We start from the raw sequence: 24786 nt of genomic DNA on the forward strand, positions 1-24786 counted from the left end.
CCTGGGCCTGGTTATCGATTGTTCTGCTGTTGCCCCGATGCCTGGTTGCGTTTAGACGCATCCGGTACCAGACGATAGAAGGTTTCGCCCGGGCGGGTCATGCTGAGTTCATTGCGCGCACGCTCCTCGATCGCTTCCTGACCGCCGTTGAGGTCGTCAATTTCGGCAAACAGCTGATCGTTGCGCGCTTTTAATTTGGCGTTAGTCGCCTGCTGGGCGGTGACGTCGTCGTTAACCCGCGTGTAGTCATGCAGGCCGTTTTTACCGAACCACAGCGAATACTGTAGCCAGACCAGCAAAGCTAATAATAGCAGCGTTAGTTTACCCATCCTGCCCCCTGAAAAACGGCATCATCATCCCAAAACTCGCCCGGGTACGCTACCGGGGCGCGCGGACGATGCCGCGTAACGCGGGGACTGTACCATATTTTTGCCGCTGATACCCATGCTTGATTCATACCAGAAACGGGTTATCCCAACAGCCAGAGGAAGAGTAGCGCAAACATCAGCCCGACGGTCAGGATGGTCGCGCTGGCGCTATAGAGCAGTTTGCCATTGAGCAGAGAGTGCAGCGCAATACCGACCACCACCGCCACTGGCATCAACGCAAGGAAGAATGGCCAGGTGTAGAGGAGGAAGAAAAGTGTATTACTGCCATAGAGAAGGAAGGGAATACCCAGCGCCAGCAGCCATGAAATAAAGCCCACGGCAGCGCCCGACAAAGACCAGGTGGTCTCGTCGCCGGTCGCCGGAGGCGGTTCTGAACGAATAATACTGAGGTTCTGGGTATTGCGCATATCGAATCCTGTAGACCGGGCAACCGGCACCCCTCGATGCCGCTGCCGTTTCAGGATCTGATAATATCGCTCTGTTGCAGCAGGTCTAATAGTTGGTGCACCAAATTTGTTACCAATTGTTCACCATCCAGATGAATTTCCGCCTTTTCCGGTGCCTCATAGACCGAGTCTATGCCGGTGAAATTGCGTAATTCCCCTGCCCGCGCCTTCTTATACAATCCTTTCGGATCCCGCGCCTCGCAAATGGCCAGCGGGGTATCGACGAACACTTCGATAAAGCGTCCCTCCCCCAGGCGCTCGCGCACCATCTGCCGCTCCGCGCGGTGCGGAGATATAAATGCCGTCAATACAACCAGCCCGGCATCAACCATCAGCCTGGCCACTTCACCGACGCGGCGAATGTTCTCTTTGCGATCCTCATCGCTGAATCCCAGGTCGCTGCACAGGCCATGACGCACGTTATCGCCGTCCAGCAGATAGGTGCTGACGCCGCGCTCATGCAAGGCTTCCTCCAGCGCCCCGGCGACGGTGGATTTACCCGACCCCGAAAGGCCGGTAAACCACAGCACCACGCCGCGATGGCCGTGATGCTGTTCCCGCTGCTGCTGGGTCACAGGGTGGGCATGCCAGACGACGTTTTCGTCATGCTGGGCCATTATTTGCCTCCCAGCAGGTCGCGGGCGTCCCAGTGCGGGAAGTGTTTGCGGATCAGCTGGTTCAGTTCCAGCTCGAAAGCGCTGTACTGCGATGCTGACGTCGACGCCTGCAGGTGCGGCTCGTTGACCATCCCGGCGCCGACGGTGACGTTGGTCAGACGATCGATAAAGATAAGCCCGCCGGTCACCGGGTTTTGCTGATACGGATCCAGCACTAAAGGTTCGTCAAAGGTCAGCTCCACCAGCCCGATGCCGTTCAGCGGCAGAGACTCAACTTCACGCTGGGTCAGGTTGTTAATATCCACCTGGTAACGGATAGCGTCCACGCGGGCGCGGGTCTTCTTACCGGCGATTTTGATGTCGTAGCTCTGCCCCGGGGTCAACGCCTGCTCGGCCATCCATACTACGTCGATGCTGGCGCTTTGCACCGCCGGCAGCGTGGCTTGCGCGTCAACCAGCAGGTCGCCGCGGCTGATGTCGATTTCATCTTTCAGCACAATGGTAATGGCTTCCCCGGCGGCGGCTTCCTGCAGATCGCCGTCGAAGGTGACGATCCGCGCTACGCTCGATTCGACGCCCGACGGCAGCACCTTCAGGCGCTGGCCGACCTGCACGGTGCCGGAGGCGACCGTACCGGAGAAGCCGCGGAAATCGAGGTTCGGACGGTTAACATACTGCACCGGGAAGCGCAGCGGCTGGCTCTCTACTACCCGTTGGATCTCCACGGTTTCGAGGACTTCCAGCAGGGTCGGGCCGCTGTACCACGGCATGTTCGCGCTCTGACTGGCGACGTTATCGCCCTCCAGCGCCGACAGCGGTACAAAGCGGATATCGAGGTTGCCCGGCAGCTGCTCGGCAAAGGTCAGGTAAGCTTCACGGATCTCGTTGAAGAGCGCTTCGCTAAACTCGACGAGATCCATTTTGTTGACCGCCACCACCAGGTGTTTAATGCCCAGCAGGGTGGAGATAAAGCTGTGACGGCGGGTCTGATCCAGCACGCCTTTGCGCGCGTCGATCAGCAGGATCGCCAGATCGCAGGTGGACGCGCCGGTGGCCATATTGCGGGTGTACTGCTCGTGCCCCGGGGTGTCAGCGATGATAAATTTGCGCTTCTCGGTGGAGAAATAGCGATAGGCCACGTCGATGGTGATGCCCTGCTCGCGCTCGGCCTGCAGGCCATCCACCAGCAGCGCCAGGTCCAGTTTTTCGCCCTGGGTGCCGTGGCGCTTGCTGTCGTTATGCAGCGAAGAGAGCTGATCTTCATAGATCTGGCGGGTATCGTGCAGCAGACGGCCAATCAGGGTGCTTTTACCGTCATCGACGCTGCCGCAGGTCAGAAAACGCAGCAGGCTCTTGTGCTGTTGCGCGTGCAGATAAGCTTCTACGCCGCCTTCATTAGCAATTTGTTGGGCAATGGTCGTGTTCATGGCGGCTCCTTAGAAATACCCCTGACGTTTCTTCAGCTCCATCGAGCCGGCCTGGTCGCGGTCAATGACGCGCCCCTGACGTTCGCTGGTGGTGGATACCAGCATCTCTTCAATAATTTCCGGCAGCGTTTGCGCTTCAGACTCCACTGCGCCGGTCAGCGGCCAGCAGCCGAGGGTACGGAAACGCACCATCCGCTTTTCAATCACTTCGCCCGGCTGCAGATCGATACGGTCGTCATCGATCATCATCAGCATGCCGTCGCGCTCCAGCACCGGGCGCTCAGCGGCCAGATACAGCGGCACGATTTCGATGTTTTCCAGATAGATGTACTGCCAGATATCCAGCTCGGTCCAGTTGGAGAGCGGGAAGACGCGGATGCTTTCGCCTTTGTTAATCTGGCCGTTGTAGTTGTGCCACAGCTCCGGACGCTGGTTTTTCGGGTCCCAGCGGTGGAAGCGGTCGCGGAAGGAGTAGATGCGCTCTTTGGCGCGGGATTTCTCCTCATCACGGCGCGCGCCGCCGAATGCGGCGTCAAAGCCGTATTTGTTCAGCGCCTGCTTCAGCCCTTCGGTTTTCATGATATCGGTATGCTTGGCGCTGCCGTGGACGAACGGGTTAATGCCCATCGCCACCCCTTCCGGGTTTTTATGCACCAGCAGCTCGCAGCCATAGGCTTTGGCGGTACGGTCGCGGAACTCATACATCTCACGGAATTTCCAGCCGGTATCGACGTGCAGCAGCGGGAACGGCAGGGTTCCCGGATAAAACGCTTTGCGCGCCAGATGCAGCATTACGCTGGAATCTTTCCCGATGGAGTACATCATCACCGGGTTAGAAAATTCGGCGGCCACCTCACGAATAATATGGATGCTTTCCGCCTCCAGTTGCCGCAGGTGAGTGAGTCGTTTTTGGTCCATAACCGTTCCTTAAGCCAGATTGACCACCGAAGAGTTAAACCCCTCGGCGGATGATGTATGTTGAAACCAGGCGAGCTGCTGATGCAGCTGCACCACTTCGCCGACCACCAGCAAGGCGGGCATCGGGGCGTCTTTCGCCAGGTGTTCGAGTTGTTGCAATGTGCCGGTTATCGTCTGCTGATCGTCGCGGGTACCGCGGGATATCACCGCTACCGGCGTATTGCTGTCGCGACCGTGGGCAATCAGCTGGGCGCTGATTTCCGCCGCCTTCATGGTGCCCATGTAAATCGCCAGCGTCTGTTGGCTCTTCGCCAACAGCGCCCAGTCGAAGGGGGCGCTGTCCGGCTTATAGTGCCCGGTGACAAAGACGGCGCTTTGCGCATAATCGCGATGGGTCAGCGGAATACCGGCGTAGGCCGTCGCGCCGGCGGCGGCAGTGACGCCTGGCACCACCTGGAACGGGATGCCCGCAGCGGCGGCGGCCTGCAGCTCTTCAGCGCCGCGGCCAAAAATAAACGGATCGCCGCCTTTCAGGCGCACGACGGTTTTCCCCGCCTTCGCCGCCTCCACCAGCAGCTGATTGGTTTCATGCTGCGGCACCGAGTGCTCGCCGGCGCGTTTGCCGACGCAAACCAGCTCGGCATCGCGGCGCACCAGCTCGAGAACCGGCTGGGTCACCAGATGATCGTGGAAAACCACGTCCGCCTGCTGGATCGCCTGCAAGCCACGCAGGGTCAGCAGCCCGGCATCGCCCGGTCCAGCCCCTACCAGAATAATTTCACCCGTTTCGCGTTCGGGCTTATCCAGCTCATCCTGCAGCGCCTTTTCCGCCTCCGCAGCGTTGCCCGCCACCATCAGGCTGGCGAAGCGACCGGTAAAGACCCGCTCCCAAAAGCGGCGACGCGCTTCGGTGGTCGTCAGACGGGTTTTCAGATGGTTGCGCCAGTAGCTCGCCGATTCCGCCAGACGCCCGAGGTTCGTCGGCAGCAGCGCTTCGATTTTTTCGCGCAGAATGCGCGACAGCACCGGCGCTTTCCCGCTGGAGGAGATCGCCACCAGCAGCGGCGAACGGTCGACGATAGAAGGGAAAACAAACGAGCACAGCGCCTGGTTATCCACTACGTTGACCAGTCGGTAGCGCGCGTTAGCCGCCGCAAACACCCGCTGGTTAAGCGCCTCGTCCTCCGTGGCGGCAATCACCAGAAAGACATCGTCCACCAGAGCGTCGCTAAATTCCGTCGCCCGCCAGCTAAGCGCCTGGCGCGCCGCCAGATCGGCCAGCGCCGGAGACAACGTCCCGGCGACCACCTGCACCTGCGCCTGGGCTCGCAGCAGGAACTTGATCTTGCGTTCGGCAATCTCACCGCCGCCGATCACCAGTACGGGCCTTTGTTTCAGTTCGGCAAAAAGGGGCAAGTAATCCACGGGGTAACAACTCTCTTACAATCAGCGATACTGCGACTATAGGGTGCCCCTTAGAGCAAATGAAATTACGAAATGGAATGAGTTGTGACGCAAAGGAATAACGCGATGGAAATCCAAATATCAAAAAGTGCTTAACACGCTATTTTTCCGCTATTTAAGAGCAATTGAAATTGTTTAACCGCGGTCACAGTTTCATACTGTACGCGTCAAATTGTCTCGTTCGTGTAAGGACCCCTTATGTTTTCCGCGTTGTGCCGCCGTCTGCTTCCGCTGGCGCTCGGCACCGGTTTTGTTTTCGCCGCCGCCCCCGCCTTCTGCGCGCTGGGCGACACCGCCAGTAGTCAGGCTCGCCATATCGCCACCGTCTTCCCGGGACGAATGACCGGAACGCCCCCGGAAATGCTCTCAGCTGACTATCTGCGCCAGCAGTTCGCCCGGATGGGCTATCAGAGCGACGTGCGGAGCTTCAATACCCGCTACATCTATACCGACAGCAACCAGCGTAAAAACTGGCATAACGCCACCGGCAGTACGGTGATCGCCGCCCATGAAGGCCAGTCTCGCCAGCAAATCATCATCATGGCCCACCTTGATACCTACGCGCCGCAGAGCGATAAAGACGTCGAAAACAACCTCGGCGGCCTGACGCTGCAGGGAATTGACGACAACGCGATGGGGCTCGGGGTGATGCTGGAGCTGGCGGAGCATTTAAAGAACGTCCCCACCCGCTATGGCATTCGCTTTATCGCCACCAGCGGCGAAGAGGAAGGTCGTCTCGGCGCGCAAAACCTGCTGCAGCGGATGAGCGAGGCGGAAAAGAAAAATACCCTGCTGGTGATCAATCTCGATAACCTGGTGGTGGGCGATAAGCTTTACTTCAACAGCGGCCGTCGCACGCCGGCCTCGGTACGCAAGCTGACCCGCGATCGCGCGTTGGCTATCGCCCGCAGCAAAGGCATTGCCGCCTACACCAATCCGGGACTCAATCCGGCTTACCCGAAAGGCACCAGCTGCTGTAATGACGCCAGCGTCTTCGACAACGCGGGGATCCCGGTGCTGTCGGTGGAAGCGACCAACTGGTCATTAGGCAAGAAAGATGGCTATCAGCAGCGGAGCAAATCGCGCAGCTTCCCGCAGGGCATCAGCTGGCATGACGTGCAGCTGGATAATCAGCAGTATATCGACCACGCGCTGCCGGGACGGATCGAGCATCGCGGGCGCGATGTCGTGAAAGTGATGCTGCCGCTGGTGAAAGAGCTGGCGAAGGTGGAGAAGAAAAGCTGACGGCTGCAAATGAACACGCGGCATCACCCGCGTGTTCTCTCCCTCAGGAGGCGCTATTAACCCTCGTGCAATCCGCACTCGCGTTTAAGCCCGAAGAACCGGGTCTCTTCTTCTGCCATGCCCGGCTCCCATTTGCGGGTGGTGTGGGTATCGCCTACCGACAGATAGCCCTGATCCCACAGCGGATGGTATTTCAGCCCGTGCTTTTGCAGGTACTGATACACCGTCCGGTTATCCCAGTCGATAATCGGCAACACCTTGAACACCCCGCGCTGGACCGCCAGCACCGGAAGCGTAGCCCGGCTGCCCGACTGCTCGCGGCGCAGACCGGCAAACCACGTCTGCGCGTTGAGCTCTTTCAGCGCCCGGTTCATCGGTTCAACCTTGTTGATCTCATTGTATTTCTCAATGCCCTCAACGCCCTGCTCCCACAGCTTGCCGTAGCGCGCCTCCTGCCAGGCCGCGCTTTCAGCCGCGCGGTAGACCTTCAGGTTCAGCTTGAGTTTATCCGTCAGCTCATCAATAAACTGGTAGGTTTCCGGGAACAGGTAACCGGTATCGGTAAGGATCACCGGAATGTCCGGGCGGATCTGGTTCACCAGGTGCAAACTCACCGCCGCCTGAATACCAAAGCTTGACGACAGCACATAGTCTCCCGGCAGGTTTTCCAGCGCCCAGGCCACACGCCCTTCGGCGTCGAGCTTTTCCAGCTGGGCGTTGGTTTCCGCGAGTGCCAGAATGCGTTCCACTTTCGGCAATGCATTAAGCGCGTTTAGATCGAGTACGGACATAAGAACCTCGTTTGCCTGTTTTGCCGGGCGGCACTGCGATTGCCCGGCCTACGGGTTTTACAGGCCCGGATCGCTACGCGCCACCGGGCACCAGGATGTTACTCCCAGAAATCGCGGGCTGGATCGAGCACCGGGCGAATGATGCCCGCACGCACCGTAAAGTCGCCGAAGCCTTCACCCGCTTCGCGCTCTTTCGCCCAGCGCCCTACCAGTTGGTCTAGCGAGTCGAGAATTTCCGACTCGGTAATGTTCTCCCGGTATATCCGCGGGATGCGGGTGCCGCTGCGGTTACCGCCGATGTGCAGGTTATAGCGGCCTGGCGCTTTCCCCACCAGCCCCACTTCCGCCAGCATCGCGCGGCCGCAGCCGTTCGGACAGCCGGTGACGCGGGTGACGATATGCTCATCGCTCACGCCATGCTTGCTCATCACCCCTTCCACCTTGTCGATAAACGACGGCAGGAAACGCTCGGCTTCCGCCATCGCCAGCGGGCAGGTCGGGAAGGAGACGCAGGCCATTGAGTTTTCGCGCTGCGGGGTGACGGCATTCATCAGGCCATGATCCCGCGCCAGCTTCTCGATCCGCGCCTTCTGATCTTCCGGTACGCTGGCGACGATCAGGTTCTGGTTGGCGGTGATGCGGAATTCACCTTGATGGATCTTAGCAATCTCCAGCAGACCGGTTTTCAGCGGGCGCCCCGGATAATCCAGAATGCGGCCGTTTTCAATAAACAGCGTCAGGTGCCATTTATCATCAATCCCCTTCACCCAGCCGATGCGGTCGCCGCGGCCGGTGAATTCGTACGGGCGGATCGGCTCAAACTTAATACCTGCCCGGCGCTCCACTTCCGCCTTGAAGGTTTCGACGCCAACGCGCTCAAGGGTGTACTTGGTTTTCGCATTCTTACGGTCGGTACGGTTACCCCAGTCGCGCTGGGTGGTCACGACCGCTTCCGCCACCGCCAGAGTATGCTCCAGCGGCAGATAACCGAATTCGCTCGCCGTGCGGGCGTAGGTTTTTTTGTTACCGTGTTCGATAGACAGACCGCCGCCCACCAACAGGTTAAAGCCCACCAGCTTGCCGTTTTCGGCGATCGCTACGAAGTTCATGTCGTTGGCGTGCAGATCGATATCGTTCTGCGGCGGGATCACCACCGTGGTTTTAAACTTACGCGGCAGATAGGTCTGACCGAGGATCGGTTCTTCGTCAGTGGTGGCGACCTTTTTCTGATCCAGCCAGATTTCGGCATAGGCGCGGGTGCGCGGCAGCAGATGCTCGGAGATCTTTTTCGCCCACTCGTAGGCCTCGGCGTGCAGCTGCGACTCGTACGGGTTGGAGGTGCACAGCACGTTACGGTTCATATCGTTGGCGGTGGCCAGCGCGTCCAGCCCCACCGAGTGCAGCATCTGATGCACCGGCTTGACGTTCTTTTTCAAAATGCCGTGGAACTGGAAAGTCTGCCGGTTGGTCAGGCGAATACTGCCGTAAATGGTGTTCTCGGAGGCAAACTTATCGATCGCCTTCCACTGGGTGGTGGTGATCACCCCGCCCGGCAGACGGCAGCGCAGGAGCATTGCATGGCGCGGCTCCAGCTTCTGAGCGGCGCGTTCCGCGCGGATATCGCGATCGTCCTGCTGGTACATACCGTGGAAACGGATCAGCAGGAAGTTATCGCCTTTAAAACCGCCGGTCAGACCGTCGTTTAAATCTTCCGCAATGGTGCCGCGCAGGTAGTTGCTCTCGAGCTTCATACGCTCGGCATCGGTCAGTTTACCTTCGACCACTAAAGGCCCCGGATGTTTTTCGCTCATTAGTAGACATCTCGCTGATAACGGCGCTCAACGCGCAGCTCACTTAAAAATTCGTCCGCCGCTTCGGCGTCCATCGCGCCGTATTCGGCAATCACTTCCAGTAAAGTCTGTTCCACGTCTTTCGCCATACGATTGGCGTCGCCGCAGACATAAATGTGGGCGCCATCATTGATCCAGCGCCACAGCTCGGCCCCCTGCTCACGCAGTTTGTCCTGCACATAGATTTTTTGTTGTTGATCGCGGGACCAGGCCAGATCGATACGGGTCAGCAGCCCCTCTTTTACATAGCTCTGCCACTCCACCTGATAGAGGAAATCTTCAGTGAAGTGCGGGTTGCCGAAGAACAGCCAGTTCTTACCTGGCGCCCCGTCCGCTGCGCGCTGCTGCATGAAGGCGCGGAACGGCGCAATACCGGTGCCCGGGCCAATCATGATCACCGGCGTCTCCGGGTTAGCCGGCAGACGGAAGTTGTCATTGTGCTCGATGAAGACGCGGACTTCGCCATCCTCTTCCACGCGGTCGGCGAGGAAGCTGGAGGCGCCGCCAGCCCGGGCGCGGCCTTCAATGTCATAGCGCACCACGCCCACGGTGACATGCACTTCGCTCTCCACTTCCGCCTGCGAGGAGGCAATGGAGTACAGACGCGGCGTCAGCGGGCGCAGCAGACCGATTAACGCCTCAGCGTCCAGCTGCGCGGGTGAGAAACGGACCATATCGACGATCGGCGTCGCGGCGGCATACTGCTGCAGCTGAGCTTTATCGCCCACCAGCGGCAGCAGCGATTCGCTGCGGGTCAGGGTGGCGTAGTTCTCAACGATAGCGGCGGTGTTGACCGTCAGCTCAAAATGCCACTGCAGGGCTTCCGCCAGCGGCAGGGTTTTGCCCTCGACGGTTACCGGCTCGTCGCCTTTCAGCCACAGCAGCTCCACCAGCTCTTTCACCAGCTGAGGATCGTTTTGATACCAGACGCCCAGCGCGTCACCCGGCTGATAGCGCAGACCGGAATCACCGAGGTCAATTTCGATATGGCGTACATCTTTTTCTGAATCGCGGCCGGTGATTTTCTGGTTGACCGACAGGGTCGCCGTTAGCGGAGCCTCTTTGGTGTATGGGCTGGTATGAATGTCGTTCACTGCGCCGCTGGCGGCCAGCTGAGCGGGCGCGGCGACCGGCGCACGAGCCTTCAGCACCTCAACGACGCGCGCGCGCCATTCAGCGGCCGCAGCCTGATATTCAACGTCGGCGTCGACGCGATCGAGCAGGCGTTCCGCGCCAAGTTCGGCCAGCTTGCTGTCGAAATCTTTGCCGGACTGGCAGAAGAATTCATAAGAGGTATCGCCGAGGCCAAAGACGGCGAATGCGGTTCCGTCCAGCTTCGGCGCTTTTTTAGAGAACAGAAACTTATGCAATGCGACCGCTTCTTCCGGCGGCTCACCTTCCCCCTGGGTGGAGGTCACGACCACCAGCAGTTTTTCAGCAGCAATTTGTTTGAATTTATAATCACCTGCATTCACCAGCTTCACGTTCAGCTTCGCCGCCAGCAGATCGTCACGTAGCGCTTCGGCGACGCGGCGAGCGTTGCCGGTTTGCGAGGCGGAAATCAGCGTGATCGTCGGGACCTCGGCGGCCGGGGCGGGAGCGGCTGCCGCTGCGCCAGAGTGCTGATTCAGCACGCCCCAGAAATAGCCAGACACCCAGGCGAGCTGAGTGGGCGTGAAGTCAGTGGTGGCCGCCTGAAGGCGCGCCAGTTGCTCCGGGTTGAGCGGCAGCAAGTTGGAAGGTGGGGCCTGTGTCGTCATGCGTCGTTTGTTCCAGTAAGCAAAGCTGTTATTCGCACCCTGTCAGCGCGACAAAAACAGAAGAGAATAGAAGGTTAACGGCGGGCATAGTAACAATTAAAGAAGGGATGGAAATAATAAATAACCAAATGGACTAACCGGTTTTAGTTGTAGTTATTAACAACAAAATCGATTAAATAACCATCTGAAATATCGAAACTTTATGGACTTAACCCAGATAAATGTGTCGATTTTCTGTTCAGGGCCGTTTTAGTTAATGCGAAAAAATGTACTTTCCGGTACCCTACGGCGGTTTTTTTCGTCCTGTTGAGAGTCAATGATGTCCACCACGCTGTTTAAAGATTTCACCTTCGAAGCCGCCCACCACCTGCCGCACGTCCCGGAAGGACACAAATGCGGTCGCCTGCATGGCCACTCCTTTATGGTGCGTCTGGAGATAACCGGTGAAGTCGATCCCCATACCGGGTGGATCATGGATTTCGCCGAGCTGAAGGCCGCCTTCAAGCCGACCTACGATCGCCTGGACCACTATTATCTGAACGATATCCCCGGTCTGGAAAACCCTACCAGCGAAGTGCTGGCCAAATGGATCTGGGATGAGATGAAACCGCGGGTGCCGCTGCTGAGCGCCGTGATGGTGAAAGAGACCTGCACCGCCGGCTGCGTCTATCGCGGCGAGTAAGCGAAAAAAAGCCCGGTCAGTATGCTACCGGGCTTTTTTATCAGGCGATATTCAGATATTTGTGCGTCTGCATGGACAGGCGCCAGTTGCGGGCGATGCAGGTGTCGATACACAGGCGCGTCGCGTCTTCTTTCTGGCTGATCGGCTGCAGGGCGATGATCCGCGGTTTGTCATCGCTCAGCGTTTCCAGCAGTTCGTCCAGCGCTTCGATGTCGCGGACGCGCCCTACCGGATGCTTGATCTCATCCGCCCGCTGCAGGGCCTGAGACAGCACGTCATACCCGCCGCGCATGTTGACCTTCGGGGAAACCGTCACCCAGGTGTTGTGGCTGCAAAGCACTTCATGGGTGCCGCTGGTTTCAATCTGACAGCTAAAGCCGTTTTGTTCCAGAAGCGAGGTTAACGGCGTTAAGTCGTGAATGCAGGGCTCACCGCCGGTGATGACCACGTGGCGGGCAGTCCACCCCTGACGACCGATAATCGCCAGCAGATCTTCACTGCTTGCCGGCCCCCACTTATCGCTCTCTTTGGTTTTCGCCAGGATGCTGAACAACGACACTTCCCGATCGGCCAGTTTGTCCCAGGTATGCTTGGTGTCACACCACGCGCATCCTACCGGGCATCCCTGCAGACGAATAAAAATGGCAGGCACGCCGGTGAAGTAACCCTCGCCTTGCAGGGTCTGGAACATCTCGTTAATCGGGTACTGCATAGTCATCTCTGTTTAGGGTGATAAACGCTTATTATCGCAGATTTCACTGTCCAGGTCTTGTCCTGCGCTGCGATCGTTTTTCCCTCACGGGGTCGCTTTCTCACCCCGGACGTTATTCATTGTTAATTAAAAGTATGCATCTGTTTTCGTTTATTTCATTAGTGTGGTAAGGATTTAAATAAACAGCGGAGCGTACTGCAGCGAAGAAAGATGTAACAGAAGATGTTTTTCGTGTTATATACCAGAGCATAAAAACGTCAGCGGAAAAATAAAAACATGTTTAAATACATGCATGTACAAATTGATACATGAAAGAGTGAATTATTTACCTGGTCTGAGAGTCGAATCCAATCCGCCGCCGAAAATAAGCTTAAGCCCCTCTTAATAAAGTCCTGCTGCCCGCCATTTTTTATTTAATCGTCGTTTACTTTGGCCCTCCTAGAATCCCGCAGACCAACCATAATGAGATAGCGTTTATGACCACATTATTCATTACCGGCGTCACCGGTTTTCTGGGCGGCGCGGCGTTAGAGAAAATACTCCATCAGGATAGCCAATTAGATCTGCTGCTACTGGTGCGTGCCAACAGCCCCGAGGCAGGCCTGGAACGGGTCAAGGAAAACATGCGTAAGTTCAACATCGCCGAGGAGAAACTGGCGATGCTGCGACCGCAGCAGATCCTGCTGGGCGATCTCGCCTCTCCGGAGCATTTTCTTAACGATCCGCGGCTTGAGCAAGTCACCCATGTTCTCAACTGCGCCGCTGTCGCCTCGTTTGGCAGCAACCCGCTCATCTGGAAGGTTAACGTTACGGGTACGCTGCGTCTGGCGCAACGGATGGCGCAGGTGGCGGGTCTGCAGCGTTTTCTCCACGTCGGCACCGCAATGTCCTGCTCACCGGAGCCGGATTCGCTGGTCGCCGAGAGCGCGGAGTTTCGGCAGCGCGCCGAGCATCTGGTGGAATATACCCACTCGAAATCGGCCATCGAGCAACTGATGCAGCAGCACTGCCCTACGCTACCGCTGGTCATTGCCCGCCCTTCTATTGTGGTGGGCCATACTCATCACGGCTGCCGGCCTTCCAGCAGTATCTTCTGGGTGTTCAGCATGGGGCTGATGCTGCAGAAATTTATGTGCGCGATGGAGGACCGAATCGATGTTATCCCGGTGGACTACTGCGCCGACGCCCTGCTGATGCTGCTTAACCAGCCGCTGGCCCACGGCGAGGTAGTGCATATCTCTGCCGGTGAGGAGAACAGCGTGAAGTTTGCCGACATCGACCGGGCGATGGCCCTGGCGCTGGAGCAGGCGCCGGTGGGAGATAAGTACGCCCAGGTGAGTTATGAAACGCTGGTCAAAATGCGTCGCGAACTGAAAGGAATTTTTGGGCCGTGCAATGAGCGACTGATGCTGAAAGCGATGCGCTTATATGGCGCGTTCGCCACGCTGAACGTGCGCTTTAGCAACGACAAGCTGCTGAGCATGGGGATGCCAAAACCGCCGCGCTTTACCGATTACATCGACCGCTGCGTGGAAACCACCCGCGGGCTGTCGATTCCTCAGCAAATGGCCGTCGACTTTAAATAATGGCCGCAGGTATAAAAAAAATGCCAGCCCGAAGGCTGGCATGGTTATTTCATCAGGACAGGATTAAGCCTGGCCTTTGATCTCTTTACGACCATTGAACGGCGCTTGCTCACCCAGCGCTTCTTCGATACGAATCAGCTGGTTGTATTTAGCAACGCGGTCAGAACGGCTCATAGAACCGGTTTTGATCTGGCCTGCAGCGGTACCCACAGCCAGGTCGGCGATGGTCGCGTCTTCAGTTTCGCCAGAACGGTGAGAGATGACAGCGGTGTAGCCAGCGTCTTTCGCCATCTTGATAGCAGCCAGAGTTTCGGTCAGAGAACCGATCTGGTTGAATTTGATCAGGATGGAGTTAGCGATGCCTTTTTCGATGCCTTCTTTCAGGATCTTGGTGTTGGTTACGAACAGGTCGTCACCAACCAGCTGGATTTTGTCGCCCAGTACTTTGGTCTGGTAAGCGAAACCTTCCCAGTCAGATTCGTCCAGGCCATCTTCGATGGAGACGATCGGGTACTGTTTGGTCAGCTCTTCCAGGAAGTGAGTGAACTCTTCAGAGGTGAACGCTTTGTTGCCTTCGCCGGCCAGAACGTATTTACCGTCTTTGTAGAATTCAGACGCTGCGCAGTCCATCGCCAGGGTGATGTCTTTGCCCAGCTCGTAGCCTGCTGCTTTAACCGCTTCAGCGATAACAGCCAGCGCTTCGGCGTTGGAACCCAGGTTCGGCGCGTAGCCGCCTTCGTCACCAACGGCAGTGTTCATGCCTTTGGACTTCAGCACTTTCGCCAGGTGATGGAACACTTCAGAACCCATGCGTACTGCTTCTTTCAGGGTCGGCGCGCCAACCGGCTGAATCATGAATTCCTGGATGTCGACGTTGTTGTCAGCGTGCTCACCGCCGTTGATGATGTTCATCATCGGAACCGGCATGGAGTATTTGCCCGGAGTGCCGTTCAGTTCAGCGATGTGCGCGTACAGCGGCAGGCCTTTGGAGGCAGCAGCTGCTTTGGCGTTCGCCAGAGAAACGGCCAGGATTGCGTTCGCACCGAAGTTAGATTTGTTTTCAGTACCGTCCAGGTCGATCATGATCTTGTCGATGCCAGCCTGATCTTTGGCATCTTTGCCCAGGATTGCCTGAGCGATCGGGCCGTTTACCGCAGCAACAGCTTTGGTTACGCCTTTACCCAGGAAACGGGATTTGTCGCCATCGCGCAGTTCCAGCGCTTCGCGGGAACCAGTAGAAGCACCTGACGGAGCAGCTGCCATACCGACGAAACCACCTTCCAGGTGTACTTCGGCTTCAACAGTCGGGTTACCACGGGAGTCGATGATTTCACGACCGATGACTTTAACGATTTTGGACATTAGGTTTTCCTCAGTACAAGTTAAACTAAAACTCCAGACAAACAATGCACCCGGATGGGTGCATTGCCGTTCTAACTCTTTTTACTTCGCCTGGCGTTTCTGGTACTCGCTGGCGGCTTTCACAAAGCCGGCAAACAGCGGGTGTCCATCACGCGGCGTCGAAGTAAACTCCGGGTGGAACTGGCAGGCCACAAACCACGGATGGTTCGGCACTTCGATGATCTCGACCAACTGATCATCCCCGGAACGGCCCGCAACGCGCAGACCGGCAGCTTCAATCGGTTTCAACAACATGTTGTTGACTTCGTAGCGGTGACGATGGCGCTCGGTGATGGTCGGCTCGCCGTACAGCTGGCGCACCAGAGAATCCTCATCCAGCTGGCACTGCTGCGCGCCCAGGCGCATGGTGCCGCCCAGATCGCTCTTCTCAGAGCGGACTTCAACGTTGCCATCTTCGTCACGCCATTCGGTAATCAGGGCCACAACCGGGTATTTACAGTCTGGCACAAATTCCGTCGAGTTGGCGTTTTCCATACCCGCTACATTGCGCGCGAATTCAATCAGCGCAACCTGCATACCCAGGCAAATGCCCAGATAAGGAATATTGTTCTCACGCGCATAGCGCGCGGTGGCGATCTTACCTTCCACACCGCGGTAGCCGAAGCCGCCCGGGATAAGGATAGCATCTAAATCCTTGAGGATTTCGACGCCGCGCGTTTCCACATCCTGCGAATCGATCAGCTTGATGTTGACGGTAACGCGGTTTTTCAGACCACCGTGTTTCAGCGCTTCAATCACCGACTTGTAGGCGTCCGGCAGTTCAATGTACTTACCAACCATGCCGATGGTGACTTCGCCTGCCGGATTGGCTTCTTCATAGATTACCTGTTCCCATTCGGCCAGGTTTGCTTCCGGACAAGTTAAGCTGAATCGTTTACAAATATAATCGTCCAGCCCCTGAGATTTCAACAGGCCTGGAATTTTATAAATGGAATCGACGTCTTTCAGAGAAATAACAGCCTTTTCCGGAACGTTACAGAACAAAGCAATTTTCGCCCGTTCGTTGGCCGGAACCGCGCGATCGGAGCGGCAAATCAGGATGTCAGGCTGAATACCGATGGAGAGCAGCTCTTTCACGGAGTGCTGAGTCGGTTTGGTTTTGACTTCACCGGCGGCGGCCATGTACGGCACTAAAGTCAGGTGCATAAACAGGGTATGCTCGCGGCCGATCTCTACCGCCATCTGACGAATAGCTTCGAGGAACGGCAGGGATTCGATATCGCCTACGGTACCGCCGATTTCCACCAGCACCACGTCATGGCCTTCGCCGCCAGCCAGTACGCGCTCTTTAATGGCGTTGGTGATGTGCGGAATAACCTGTACGGTTGCGCCCAGATAGTCGCCACGGCGCTCTTTACGCAGCACGTCGGAGTAGATTCGACCGGTGGTGAAGTTGTTACGACGAGTCATCTTGGTGCGGATGAAACGCTCGTAGTGGCCCAGGTCCAGATCGGTTTCTGCGCCGTCTTCAGTAACGAACACTTCCCCATGCTGGATTGGGCTCATGGTGCCCGGATCGACGTTGATATACGGATCCAGTTTCATGATGGTCACGTTGAGACCACGGGCTTCAAGAATGGCTGCCAGGGAGGCTGCGGCAATGCCTTTACCCAGAGAGGATACGACCCCGCCGGTCACAAAAATATAGTTCGTTGTCATGCTGAACCTGAGAAGTTAGGGTAAAACGATGGAATAACCAGGACGGGAAAGTAGTATACCCGAACATGCGTGACGCCACAAACTTTCATTCTTCCCCTCCCCTTCGTTCTTCAAGTTGCACCTGTGTTGCGACCCGAACAACTCGAAGAGGCAGGCTACATGGTGTTTCAACGACATAACGGAAAGAGAAAATAGACGCTTTTGGCGAAATGTTTTTGACGTAAATCAAGCGCTTGTTATTTATAAAATCACACAAATCGCGCTTGATCACGAAAACTCGTTAGAGATCAGTTTCCTGGCGTTTTACCTGTTGCCATACTTCTTCCATGGTATCGAGGTCGACGCCGGTCATTTCCAGGCCGCGGGCGGCGACAATGCGCTCGACTTCGCGAAAGCGCCGCTCGAATTTGCGGTTCGCTTTTTGCAGCGCCACCTCGGCTTTGACCCCTAAATGGCGGGATAAATTCACCGTGGCGAACAGCAGATCGCCCACTTCCTCTTCCAGTTTCGCTTCATCCACCACCGCCTGCTGCGCTTCATGCATCACTTCATCAATTTCTTCATGCACTTTGTCGAGCACCGGGCCCAGCGAGGTCCAGTCAAAACCGACCGCCGAGCAGCGACGCTGGATTTTATGCGCGCGCATCAGCGCCGGCAGGCTATGCGGAATGTCGTCCAGCGCCGAGTGCTGGGCTTTTTCCGCCCGCTCCGCGCTTTTGATCTGCTCCCAGCGGGCCAGGACTTCGCTGCTGTTTCCCGCGGTGGCATCAGCGAAAATATGGGGATGGCGGCGCTCCAGCTTGTCGCTGATGGCGGCGCAGATATCGTCAAAGTTAAAACGTCCCTCTTCCTGCGCCATCTGCGCATAGAACACGACCTGGAACAGCAGATCGCCCAGCTCACCGCGCAGGTCGTCAAAATCCTCTCGCGAAATAGCGTCCAGCACTTCATAGGTTTCTTCGAGGGTATAGGGGGCGATGGTGGCAAAGGTCTGCTCTTTATCCCACGGGCAGCCGTTTTCCGGGTCGCGCAGGCGGCGCATGATGCCGAGCAAGCGGTCAATTTGAGTCATGTGACAATCCTGGAAATTCAAAAAAAGTCGGCCGGATAAGGCGTTTCGACCTTATCCGACGTTGCGAAATTGCCGGATGGCGGCTTCGCCTTATCCGGCCTGGAGACGAATTAACCGCCGTGCAGACGACGCGCGTCGATCACATCGGGCACCTGGTTCAGCTTACCGAGCACCCGGCCCAGCACCTGCAGGTTGTAAATCTCGATGGTCATATCGATGGTGGCCAGCTGCTGACGGGTATCGCTGCGGCTGGCAACGCCCAGCACGTTCACCTTCTCATTGGCGAGGATGGTGGTGATATCTCGCAGTAACCCGCTGCGATCGTTCGCCTCCACCCTGACCACCAGCGAATATCCCGCCGAGTAGCTTTCGCCCCATACCGCATCGACGATGCGCTCCGGGGCATGCGACTGCAGTTCAGCGAGCTGATCGCAGTCGGCGCGATGCACGGAAATCCCGCGCCCTTGAGTGATAAAGCCGACGATCTCATCGCCCGGGATCGGCTGGCAGCAGCGGGCAATATGGTGCATCAGATTGCCAACCCCTTCCACCACCACCCGGCCATTATCCTTGGTGCGGTTCTGCGGAGCATAGGTTTTCTGCTGCAGCTGCTTCAGCGCTGCCGCATCCTGCTCGGCGGCGCTCGGTTTATTGAACTGCGCCTGCAGGAAGTTGACCATCTGGTTGAGGCGGATATCGCCGCCGCCGATGGCCGCCAGCAGTTCATCGAGCTCATTGAAATTGTAGCGCGGCAGCAGGTGCTTTTCCGCATCCTTCAGGCTGATGCCCAGATGCTCCAGCTCGTCGTCAAGGATCTGCCGGCCGGCAAGAATGTTTTTGTCGCGATCCTGCTTACGGAACCAGGCGTGAATTTTGGAGCGTCCGCGGCTGGTGGTAACGTAGCCGAGGTTAGGGTTGAGCCAGTCGCGGCTCGGGTTCGGCTGCTTCTGGGTAATAATTTCGATCTGATCGCCCATCTGCAGCTGATAGGTAAACGGCACGATGCGGCCGCCAATTTTAGCGCCGATGCAGCGATGACCGACGTCGCTGTGGATATGGTAGGCAAAATCGAGCGGCGTCGACCCCGCCGGCAGGTCCACCACGTCGCCTTTCGGCGTAAAGACATACACCCGGTCGTCAAAGACCTGGCTGCGCACTTCGTCGAGCATTTCGCCGGAGTCGGCCATCTCTTCCTGCCAGGCAATCAGCTTGCGCAGCCAGGCGATACGGTCCTCATAGCCGCGACCGCCGCTGGTACCCGCTCCCGCGCCCTCTTTGTACTTCCAGTGCGCGGCCACGCCCAGCTCGGCGTCTTCATGCATCTGTCGGGTGCGGATTTGAATCTCCACCGTCTTGCCGCTCGGCCCCAGCACCACGGTGTGGATAGACTGGTAGCCGTTGGGTTTCGGGTTGGCCACGTAATCATCGAACTCATCCGGCAGATGACGGTAGTGAGTATGAACGATCCCCAGCGCGGCATAACAATCCTGCAACCGCTCGGCCACGATGCGCACCGCGCGAACGTCAAACAGCTCGTCAAAGGCGAGGTGTTTTTTCTGCATTTTGCGCCAGATGCTGTAGATATGCTTCGGCCGACCATAGACCTCGGCCTTGACCCCTTCGGCTTTCATTTCTGCCCGCAGGTGGCCGACGAACTCGTCGATATAATGCTCGCGGTCGATACGGCGTTCGTGGAGCAGTTTGGCAATACGCTTGTACTCTGCCGGGTGCAGGTAGCGGAAGCAGTAATCTTCCAGCTCCCACTTCAGCTGGCCGATACCTAAGCGGTTCGCCAGGGGAGCATAGATATTGGTGCACTCTTTCGCCGCCAGCACGCGCTCATCTTCCGGCGCGTCCTTGACCTCGCGCAGATGCGCGATACGTTCGGCAAGCTTGATAACCACGCAGCGGAAATCGTCCACCATCGCCAGCAGCATGCGGCGAATGTTATCCACCTGCTCGGAAGATACTGAGTCAGTATGAGTAGCTTTCAGCTGACGGATGGCGGCCATGTCCCGTACCCCGTGAATCAGGGTCACGACCGATTTACCCACGCTCTCCTGCATAACCGCTTCGCTGACGACTTCGCTGTCGGCCAGCGGGAACAGCAGCGCCGCGCGCAGGGTATCGATATCCATACTTAGGGTGGAGAGGATCTCCACCATTTCGACGCCCCGCCACAGCAGCAGGTCCGCCAGCGGGTGTCCTTGCGTTTTTTCGCGACAATAATCCCAGGTTTCGGCTAAGCGCTCACACGACTGCTGGCTGGAAATCCCCAGACTCGCGATCCATTTCTTCGGGTCAAATTCACCAGCTTTATTAAGATGTGCACTTCTTACCGCAACCATTGTCCTCTCCTTAAGGGACCGGCCTGCCGAAGTCGGCAAGCCTCAACTTTCTACATGTCATCCTGCAGGTCGCGTCAGCATTGATGGCCGGGGCGGCACTTCTGCGACGTTGTGAATGACCTTATGTAAGCCTGCGCTCAAACAACACCATTGATTCCAGATGACCGGTATGCGGGAACATATCCAGCATCGCCAGGCGTTGAATCTGATATCCAGCCTGCAACAGGGTTTCGCTGTCTCGCGCCAGCGTCGCCGGGTTGCAGGAAACATACACCACCCGCCGCGGCGCCAGTTTTATAATATGCGGCATCACGCCCGGCGCGCCGGCGCGGGCCGGGTCCAGCAGCACTTTATCAAAGCCGTGCTTCGCCCAGGCCTGGCGGGTGACATCCTCTTCCAGATTTTCATGGAAGAAGGTGACATTGGATAAACCATTGAGGGCGGCATTTTCCCGCCCCTTCTCCACCAGCGCCGGCACCCCTTCCACCCCGACCACGTGGGCGGCGCGAGTCGCCAGCGGCAGGGTAAAATTGCCCATCCCGCAGAACAGATCCAGCACCCGGTCTTCGGGCTGCAGATCCAGCCACGCCAGCGCGGTACGCACCATCTGCTGATTCACGCCGTCGTTGACCTGGATAAAATCCCGCGGACTGAACACTAAGCGTAGTCCGTCTGAGGTATACCATGGCGCTTCGCCGTGAATATGTTCCAGTATCTCGCTTTGCGGCGCGAGGTACAGGGAAAGACCGTGAGTTTGCGAAAAACGTTCCAGTTTTTCCCTGTCAGCGGCCGGCAGCGCAGCGGTATGGCGCAGCACCATTAGTGGGCCGTTGTCCGCCAGCACCAGCTCGACGTGGCCAAGGCAGCGTAATGCGCTCAGCGCGCTTAAGCACTCGCGCACGGCGGGCAGCAGCGCCTCAAGTTGGGGCACCAAAACAGGGCACTGCACCACATCGACGATCGCTTTGTCGCTGGCCTGACGAAAACCCATCTGCAATTGTTGGGTCTTTGGCTGATAATTCAAGCTTAAGCGCGCGCGACGGCGATAGCCCCACGGCTCGCCGGCGATGATCTCATCCACCTCGCGCTTCATCAGGCGCGCCAGCGCGGCGCGTTTACTTTGCTGCTGAAGCGTGATGCTGGCATGCTGCTGTTGGCAACCGCCGCAAACGCCAAAATGGGGGCAGCGCGGCGCCTGGCGCTGCGGGCTGTCGGTCAGACGGCGTTTTACCTGAGCGCGGGCGTACTGCTTTTTGTCTTCCACCAGCACCACCTCAGCCTGCTCCTGCGGCAGCACGCCGCCGACGAACAGCGCTTTCCCCTGGTGGCGGGCCACGCCCTGGCCAAAGGGATCGAGGTCGTTGACTGTAACGGTTATGATCTGGCGCGTCGTCACACGCCGTTTTGCAGAGTAGAATTGCGCCATCGTAGAGAGTTGTCTCAATCAAATAAAACGAGCTCGTTCAGAGCGGCAGCGCCGCGAAGCGCACCGACGCGCACCGACGCGCACCGACGCGCACCGAACGATGATGTCTATATTGTCCCATAATGGAACCGCATGACCAACTACAGCCTGCGTGCTCGCATGATGATTCTGATTCTGGCGCCAACCGTCCTGATAGGGCTGTTGCTCAGTGTTTTCTTTGTCGCTCACCGTTATAACGACCTGCAACGTCAGCTGGAGGACGCCGGCACCAGCATTATTGAGCCGCTGGCGGTCTCCAGCGAATATGGCATGAATCTGCAAAACCGCGAATCCATCAGCCAGTTGATCAGCGTTCTGCATCGTCGCCACTCGGAGATCGTGCGGGCCATCTCGGTGTACGATTCGCATAACCGCCTGTTTGTCACCTCCAATTACCAGCTCAACCCCAGCGACCTGCAGATCCCAAAAGGCGAGGCGTTTCCCCGTCGTCTCAGCGTCATCCGCGACGGCGACATGATGATCCTGCGCACGCCGATCGTCTCGGAAAGTTATTCGCCGGATGAATCCCCCGAATCCGATGCCAAAATGCCGGGCAATATGCTGGGCTACGTCGCGCTGGAGCTGGATCTGAAATCGGTCCGCCTGCAGCAGTACAAAGAGATTTTCATCTCCAGCGTGATGATGCTGTTCTGCATCGGCATTGCGCTGATCTTCGGCTGGCGCCTGATGCGCGACGTCACCGGCCCTATCCGCAATATGGTCAATACCGTCGACCGCATCCGCCGTGGGCAGCTGGACAGTCGGGTCGAGGGCTTTATGCTCGGCGAGCTGGATATGCTGAAAAACGGCATCAACTCGATGGCCATGTCGCTGGCGGCGTACCATGAGGAGATGCAGCACAACGTCGACCAGGCCACCTCCGATCTGCGGGAAACCCTTGAGCAGATGGAGATTCAGAACGTCGAACTGGACCTGGCGAAAAAGCGCGCCCAGGAGGCGGCGCGCATTAAGTCTGAATTCCTGGCCAATATGTCCCACGAACTGCGCACCCCGCTCAATGGGGTGATCGGCTTTACCCGCCTGACGCTGAAAACCGATCTCAACGCCACGCAGCGCGACCACCTGACCACCATCGAACGCTCGGCCAATAATCTGCTGGCGATCATCAACGACGTGCTCGACTTTTCCAAGCTGGAGGCGGGGAAACTCATCCTGGAGAGCATTCCGTTCCTGCTGCGCACCTCGCTTGATGAGGTGGTCACCCTGCTGGCGCATTCCGCGCATGATAAGGGGCTGGAGCTGACGCTGAACATTAAGAACAACGTGCCGGATAACGTCATCGGCGACCCGCTGCGTCTGCAGCAGATTGTGACCAACCTCGTGGGCAACGCCATCAAATTTACCGAGCACGGTAATATCGACGTGCTGGTGGAGCAGCGGGCCATCAGTAATTCGCGGGTGCAGATCGAAATTCAGATCCACGATACCGGCATCGGCATCCCCGAGCGCGATCAGTCCCGGCTGTTCCAGGCCTTCCGTCAGGCCGATGCCAGTATTTCACGCCGCCACGGCGGCACCGGGCTCGGGCTGGTGATCACCCAGCGTCTGGTCAAGGAGATGGGCGGCGATATCTCGTTTCACAGTCAGCCGAACCGCGGCTCCACCTTCTGGTTCCATATCAACCTCGATCTCAACCCGAACGCCATCCCGGATATGCTGAATACCGACGGGCTGGCGGGCAAGCGTCTGGCCTATGTGGAAGCCAACGCGACGGCGGCGCAGTGCACGCTGGAGATGCTGGCCGCCACGCCGCTGGAGGTGATCTACAGCCCCACCTTCTCCTCGCTGGCGGAAGCCCAGTACGACATTCTGCTGGTCGGTATCCCGGTCTCAATGCGCGATTTGTCACCGCACCGGGAAAAATTGGCCAAAGCCTGCGCGATGTCAGACAACGTACTGCTGGCTCTGCCGTGTCATGCCCAGGTTAGCGCCGAAGCCCTGAAACGCGATGGCGTCGCCGCCTGCCTGTTGAAACCACTCACCACCACCCGTTTACTGCCAGCGCTGGTGGCCACCAATCATGCGACAGCCTCCGCGCCGTTGACGCAGGCCGGCAGCCATAAGCTGCCGATGACCGTGATGGCCGTCGACGACAACCCGGCAAACCTGAAGCTCATTGGCGCCCTGCTGGATGACCTTGTGCAGCAGGTGATCCTCTGCGACAGCGGCCAGCAGGCGGTGGACAAGGCCAAGCAACTGCAGATGGATCTGATCCTGATGGATATTCAGATGCCGGATATGGACGGCATCCGCGCTTGTGAGCTTATCCATCATCTGCCGCATCACCAGCTAACGCCGGTTATCGCCGTCACCGCACACGCCCTGGAGGGCCAGCGCGAGAAGCTCCTGAGCGCCGGCATGAACGACTATCTGGCGAAGCCGATCGAAGAAGAGAAACTGCACGCCCTGCTGCTGCGCTATCAGCCCGGAGTACACAGCATCGCCCCGGCGGCGATACCGCCCACAGAGCCGGTCATCGACCATAACCAGACGCTCGACTGGCAGCTGGCGCTGCGCCAGGCGGCGATGAAGCCAGATCTGGCGAGGGAGATGCTGCAGATGCTGATCGCTTTTATGCCGGAGGTACGTAACAAAGTGGAAGAGCAACTGGTTGGCGAGCAGCCGGAAGGGCTGGTGGATCTGATCCACAAACTGCATGGCAGCTGCAGCTACAGCGGCGTGCCGCGGCTGAAAAAGCTGTGCCACACCCTGGAGAGCCAGCTGCGCGCAGGCACCGCCGCCGAGGATCTGGAGCCGGAGCTGCTTGAGCTGTTAGATGAGATGGACAATGTGGCGCGTGAATCGTGCCGGATGGGGGTGTAAACCCCGGATAGCGGCGCTATGCGCCTCATCCGGGCTACGCCCTACGGTCCGGTATTCGGTTGGTAGCCCCGGTAAGCGTAAGCGCCACC

Annotated in this window: 19 protein-coding genes; 4 read left to right on the forward strand and 15 right to left on the reverse strand. The window is 57.9% G+C overall.

The window, feature by feature from the left end; all coding sequences use genetic code 11:
• Positions 1-11 precede the first annotated feature (11 nt).
• The 6 genes from ftsB to cysG form a co-directional block, all read right to left on the reverse strand.
• Entirely contained in the window at positions 12-329 is a 318-nt protein-coding gene (gene ftsB, locus CE636_RS09815; protein ID WP_002915156.1) for a cell division protein FtsB, read from the reverse strand.
• Positions 330-469: 140 nt separating this feature from the next.
• A complete protein-coding gene (locus CE636_RS09820; RefSeq protein WP_004205590.1) occupies positions 470-796 on the reverse strand; it encodes a DUF3561 family protein in 327 nt (108 codons plus the stop codon).
• 50 nt (positions 797-846) lie between these two features.
• Entirely contained in the window at positions 847-1452 is a 606-nt protein-coding gene (cysC, locus tag CE636_RS09825) for an adenylyl-sulfate kinase (protein WP_002915158.1), read from the reverse strand.
• Positions 1452-2879 carry a sulfate adenylyltransferase subunit CysN gene (gene cysN / locus CE636_RS09830; RefSeq protein WP_017899181.1) on the reverse strand — a complete coding sequence of 476 codons (1428 nt, stop codon included), beginning with the start codon at positions 2877-2879 and terminating at the stop codon, positions 1452-1454. Before cysN ends, cysC begins: the two co-directional genes overlap by 1 nt.
• Before the next feature lie 9 nt (positions 2880-2888).
• Positions 2889-3797 (reverse strand): sulfate adenylyltransferase subunit CysD, encoded by a 909-nt coding sequence (gene cysD / locus CE636_RS09835; RefSeq protein ID WP_002915160.1) that lies wholly within the window; start codon positions 3795-3797, stop codon positions 2889-2891.
• A gap of 9 nt (positions 3798-3806) precedes the next feature.
• The gene (cysG, locus tag CE636_RS09840) at positions 3807-5213 is read right to left on the reverse strand and encodes a siroheme synthase CysG (protein WP_072096587.1); all 1407 of its coding nucleotides are present in this window, start codon (positions 5211-5213) and stop codon (positions 3807-3809) included.
• Positions 5214-5459: 246 nt separating this feature from the next.
• Between cysG and CE636_RS09845 the strand changes: the two genes are divergently transcribed.
• A complete protein-coding gene (locus tag CE636_RS09845; RefSeq protein ID WP_017899183.1) occupies positions 5460-6506 on the forward strand; it encodes an aminopeptidase in 1047 nt (348 codons plus the stop codon).
• A gap of 56 nt (positions 6507-6562) precedes the next feature.
• On the opposite strand, the gene cysH is transcribed toward CE636_RS09845, so the two are convergent.
• The 3 genes from cysH to cysJ all read right to left on the reverse strand — a co-directional run bounded on the left by cysH (position 6563) and on the right by cysJ (position 10907).
• Positions 6563-7297: a phosphoadenosine phosphosulfate reductase gene (gene cysH, locus CE636_RS09850; RefSeq protein WP_004205586.1), complete on the reverse strand. Its 735-nt coding sequence runs from the start codon at positions 7295-7297 to the stop codon at positions 6563-6565.
• A 98-nt stretch (positions 7298-7395) separates the two neighbouring features.
• Positions 7396-9108, reverse strand: a complete 1713-nt coding sequence (cysI, locus tag CE636_RS09855; protein WP_017899184.1) for an assimilatory sulfite reductase (NADPH) hemoprotein subunit — start codon at positions 9106-9108, stop codon at positions 7396-7398.
• Positions 9108-10907 carry an NADPH-dependent assimilatory sulfite reductase flavoprotein subunit gene (gene cysJ / locus CE636_RS09860; RefSeq protein ID WP_004205584.1) on the reverse strand — a complete coding sequence of 600 codons (1800 nt, stop codon included), beginning with the start codon at positions 10905-10907 and terminating at the stop codon, positions 9108-9110. The genes cysI and cysJ overlap by 1 nt, the downstream gene beginning before the upstream one ends.
• Before the next feature lie 316 nt (positions 10908-11223).
• On the opposite strand from cysJ, the gene queD reads away from it, so the two are divergent.
• Positions 11224-11589: a 6-carboxytetrahydropterin synthase QueD gene (gene queD / locus CE636_RS09865; RefSeq protein WP_004174641.1), complete on the forward strand. Its 366-nt coding sequence runs from the start codon at positions 11224-11226 to the stop codon at positions 11587-11589.
• A 40-nt stretch (positions 11590-11629) separates the two neighbouring features.
• On the opposite strand, the gene queE is transcribed toward queD, so the two are convergent.
• Positions 11630-12301: a 7-carboxy-7-deazaguanine synthase QueE gene (gene queE, locus CE636_RS09870; protein ID WP_004205582.1), complete on the reverse strand. Its 672-nt coding sequence runs from the start codon at positions 12299-12301 to the stop codon at positions 11630-11632.
• 476 nt (positions 12302-12777) lie between these two features.
• Here queE and CE636_RS09875 point away from each other — a divergent pair, with 476 nt between their 5' ends.
• A complete protein-coding gene (locus CE636_RS09875; RefSeq protein ID WP_004205581.1) occupies positions 12778-13887 on the forward strand; it encodes an SDR family oxidoreductase in 1110 nt (369 codons plus the stop codon).
• A gap of 63 nt (positions 13888-13950) precedes the next feature.
• On the opposite strand, the gene eno is transcribed toward CE636_RS09875, so the two are convergent.
• From eno to rlmD, 5 genes are all read right to left on the reverse strand, one after another.
• A complete protein-coding gene (eno, locus tag CE636_RS09880) occupies positions 13951-15249 on the reverse strand; it encodes a phosphopyruvate hydratase (RefSeq protein ID WP_002915213.1) in 1299 nt (432 codons plus the stop codon).
• Positions 15250-15330: 81 nt separating this feature from the next.
• The gene (gene pyrG, locus CE636_RS09885; RefSeq protein ID WP_004205579.1) at positions 15331-16968 is read right to left on the reverse strand and encodes a glutamine hydrolyzing CTP synthase; all 1638 of its coding nucleotides are present in this window, start codon (positions 16966-16968) and stop codon (positions 15331-15333) included.
• A 280-nt stretch (positions 16969-17248) separates the two neighbouring features.
• The gene (mazG, locus tag CE636_RS09890; RefSeq protein WP_004205577.1) at positions 17249-18040 is read right to left on the reverse strand and encodes a nucleoside triphosphate pyrophosphohydrolase; all 792 of its coding nucleotides are present in this window, start codon (positions 18038-18040) and stop codon (positions 17249-17251) included.
• Between the two features lie 110 nt (positions 18041-18150).
• A complete protein-coding gene (relA, locus tag CE636_RS09895) occupies positions 18151-20388 on the reverse strand; it encodes a GTP diphosphokinase (protein WP_004205575.1) in 2238 nt (745 codons plus the stop codon).
• Positions 20389-20509: 121 nt separating this feature from the next.
• The gene (rlmD, locus tag CE636_RS09900; protein WP_004205574.1) at positions 20510-21814 is read right to left on the reverse strand and encodes a 23S rRNA (uracil(1939)-C(5))-methyltransferase RlmD; all 1305 of its coding nucleotides are present in this window, start codon (positions 21812-21814) and stop codon (positions 20510-20512) included.
• Between the two features lie 132 nt (positions 21815-21946).
• Here rlmD and barA point away from each other — a divergent pair, with 132 nt between their 5' ends.
• The gene (gene barA / locus CE636_RS09905; protein ID WP_017899185.1) at positions 21947-24697 is read left to right on the forward strand and encodes a two-component sensor histidine kinase BarA; all 2751 of its coding nucleotides are present in this window, start codon (positions 21947-21949) and stop codon (positions 24695-24697) included.
• Positions 24698-24786 lie beyond the last annotated feature (89 nt).

Source organism: Klebsiella sp. LY, from assembly GCF_004010915.1.
Classification (GTDB): domain Bacteria; phylum Pseudomonadota; class Gammaproteobacteria; order Enterobacterales; family Enterobacteriaceae; genus Klebsiella; species Klebsiella quasipneumoniae.

Bases quoted from the DNA above. Each gene is read 5' to 3' on its own strand.
- ftsB (WP_002915156.1), bottom strand. From the start codon at position 329: ATGGGTAAACTAACGCTGCTATTATTAGCTTTGCTGGTCTGGCTACAG.
- CE636_RS09820 (WP_004205590.1), bottom strand. From the start codon at position 796: ATGCGCAATACCCAGAACCTCAGTATTATTCGTTCAGAACCGCCTCCG.
- cysC (WP_002915158.1), bottom strand. From the start codon at position 1,452: ATGGCCCAGCATGACGAAAACGTCGTCTGGCATGCCCACCCTGTGACC.
- cysN (WP_017899181.1), bottom strand. From the start codon at position 2,879: ATGAACACGACCATTGCCCAACAAATTGCTAATGAAGGCGGCGTAGAA.
- cysD (WP_002915160.1), bottom strand. From the start codon at position 3,797: ATGGACCAAAAACGACTCACTCACCTGCGGCAACTGGAGGCGGAAAGC.
- CE636_RS09845 (WP_017899183.1), top strand. From the start codon at position 5,460: ATGTTTTCCGCGTTGTGCCGCCGTCTGCTTCCGCTGGCGCTCGGCACC.
- cysH (WP_004205586.1), bottom strand. From the start codon at position 7,297: ATGTCCGTACTCGATCTAAACGCGCTTAATGCATTGCCGAAAGTGGAA.
- cysI (WP_017899184.1), bottom strand. From the start codon at position 9,108: ATGAGCGAAAAACATCCGGGGCCTTTAGTGGTCGAAGGTAAACTGACC.
- cysJ (WP_004205584.1), bottom strand. From the start codon at position 10,907: ATGACGACACAGGCCCCACCTTCCAACTTGCTGCCGCTCAACCCGGAG.
- queD (WP_004174641.1), top strand. From the start codon at position 11,224: ATGATGTCCACCACGCTGTTTAAAGATTTCACCTTCGAAGCCGCCCAC.
- queE (WP_004205582.1), bottom strand. From the start codon at position 12,301: ATGCAGTACCCGATTAACGAGATGTTCCAGACCCTGCAAGGCGAGGGT.
- CE636_RS09875 (WP_004205581.1), top strand. From the start codon at position 12,778: ATGACCACATTATTCATTACCGGCGTCACCGGTTTTCTGGGCGGCGCG.
- eno (WP_002915213.1), bottom strand. From the start codon at position 15,249: ATGTCCAAAATCGTTAAAGTCATCGGTCGTGAAATCATCGACTCCCGT.
- pyrG (WP_004205579.1), bottom strand. From the start codon at position 16,968: ATGACAACGAACTATATTTTTGTGACCGGCGGGGTCGTATCCTCTCTG.
- mazG (WP_004205577.1), bottom strand. From the start codon at position 18,040: ATGACTCAAATTGACCGCTTGCTCGGCATCATGCGCCGCCTGCGCGAC.
- relA (WP_004205575.1), bottom strand. From the start codon at position 20,388: ATGGTTGCGGTAAGAAGTGCACATCTTAATAAAGCTGGTGAATTTGAC.
- rlmD (WP_004205574.1), bottom strand. From the start codon at position 21,814: ATGGCGCAATTCTACTCTGCAAAACGGCGTGTGACGACGCGCCAGATC.
- barA (WP_017899185.1), top strand. From the start codon at position 21,947: ATGACCAACTACAGCCTGCGTGCTCGCATGATGATTCTGATTCTGGCG.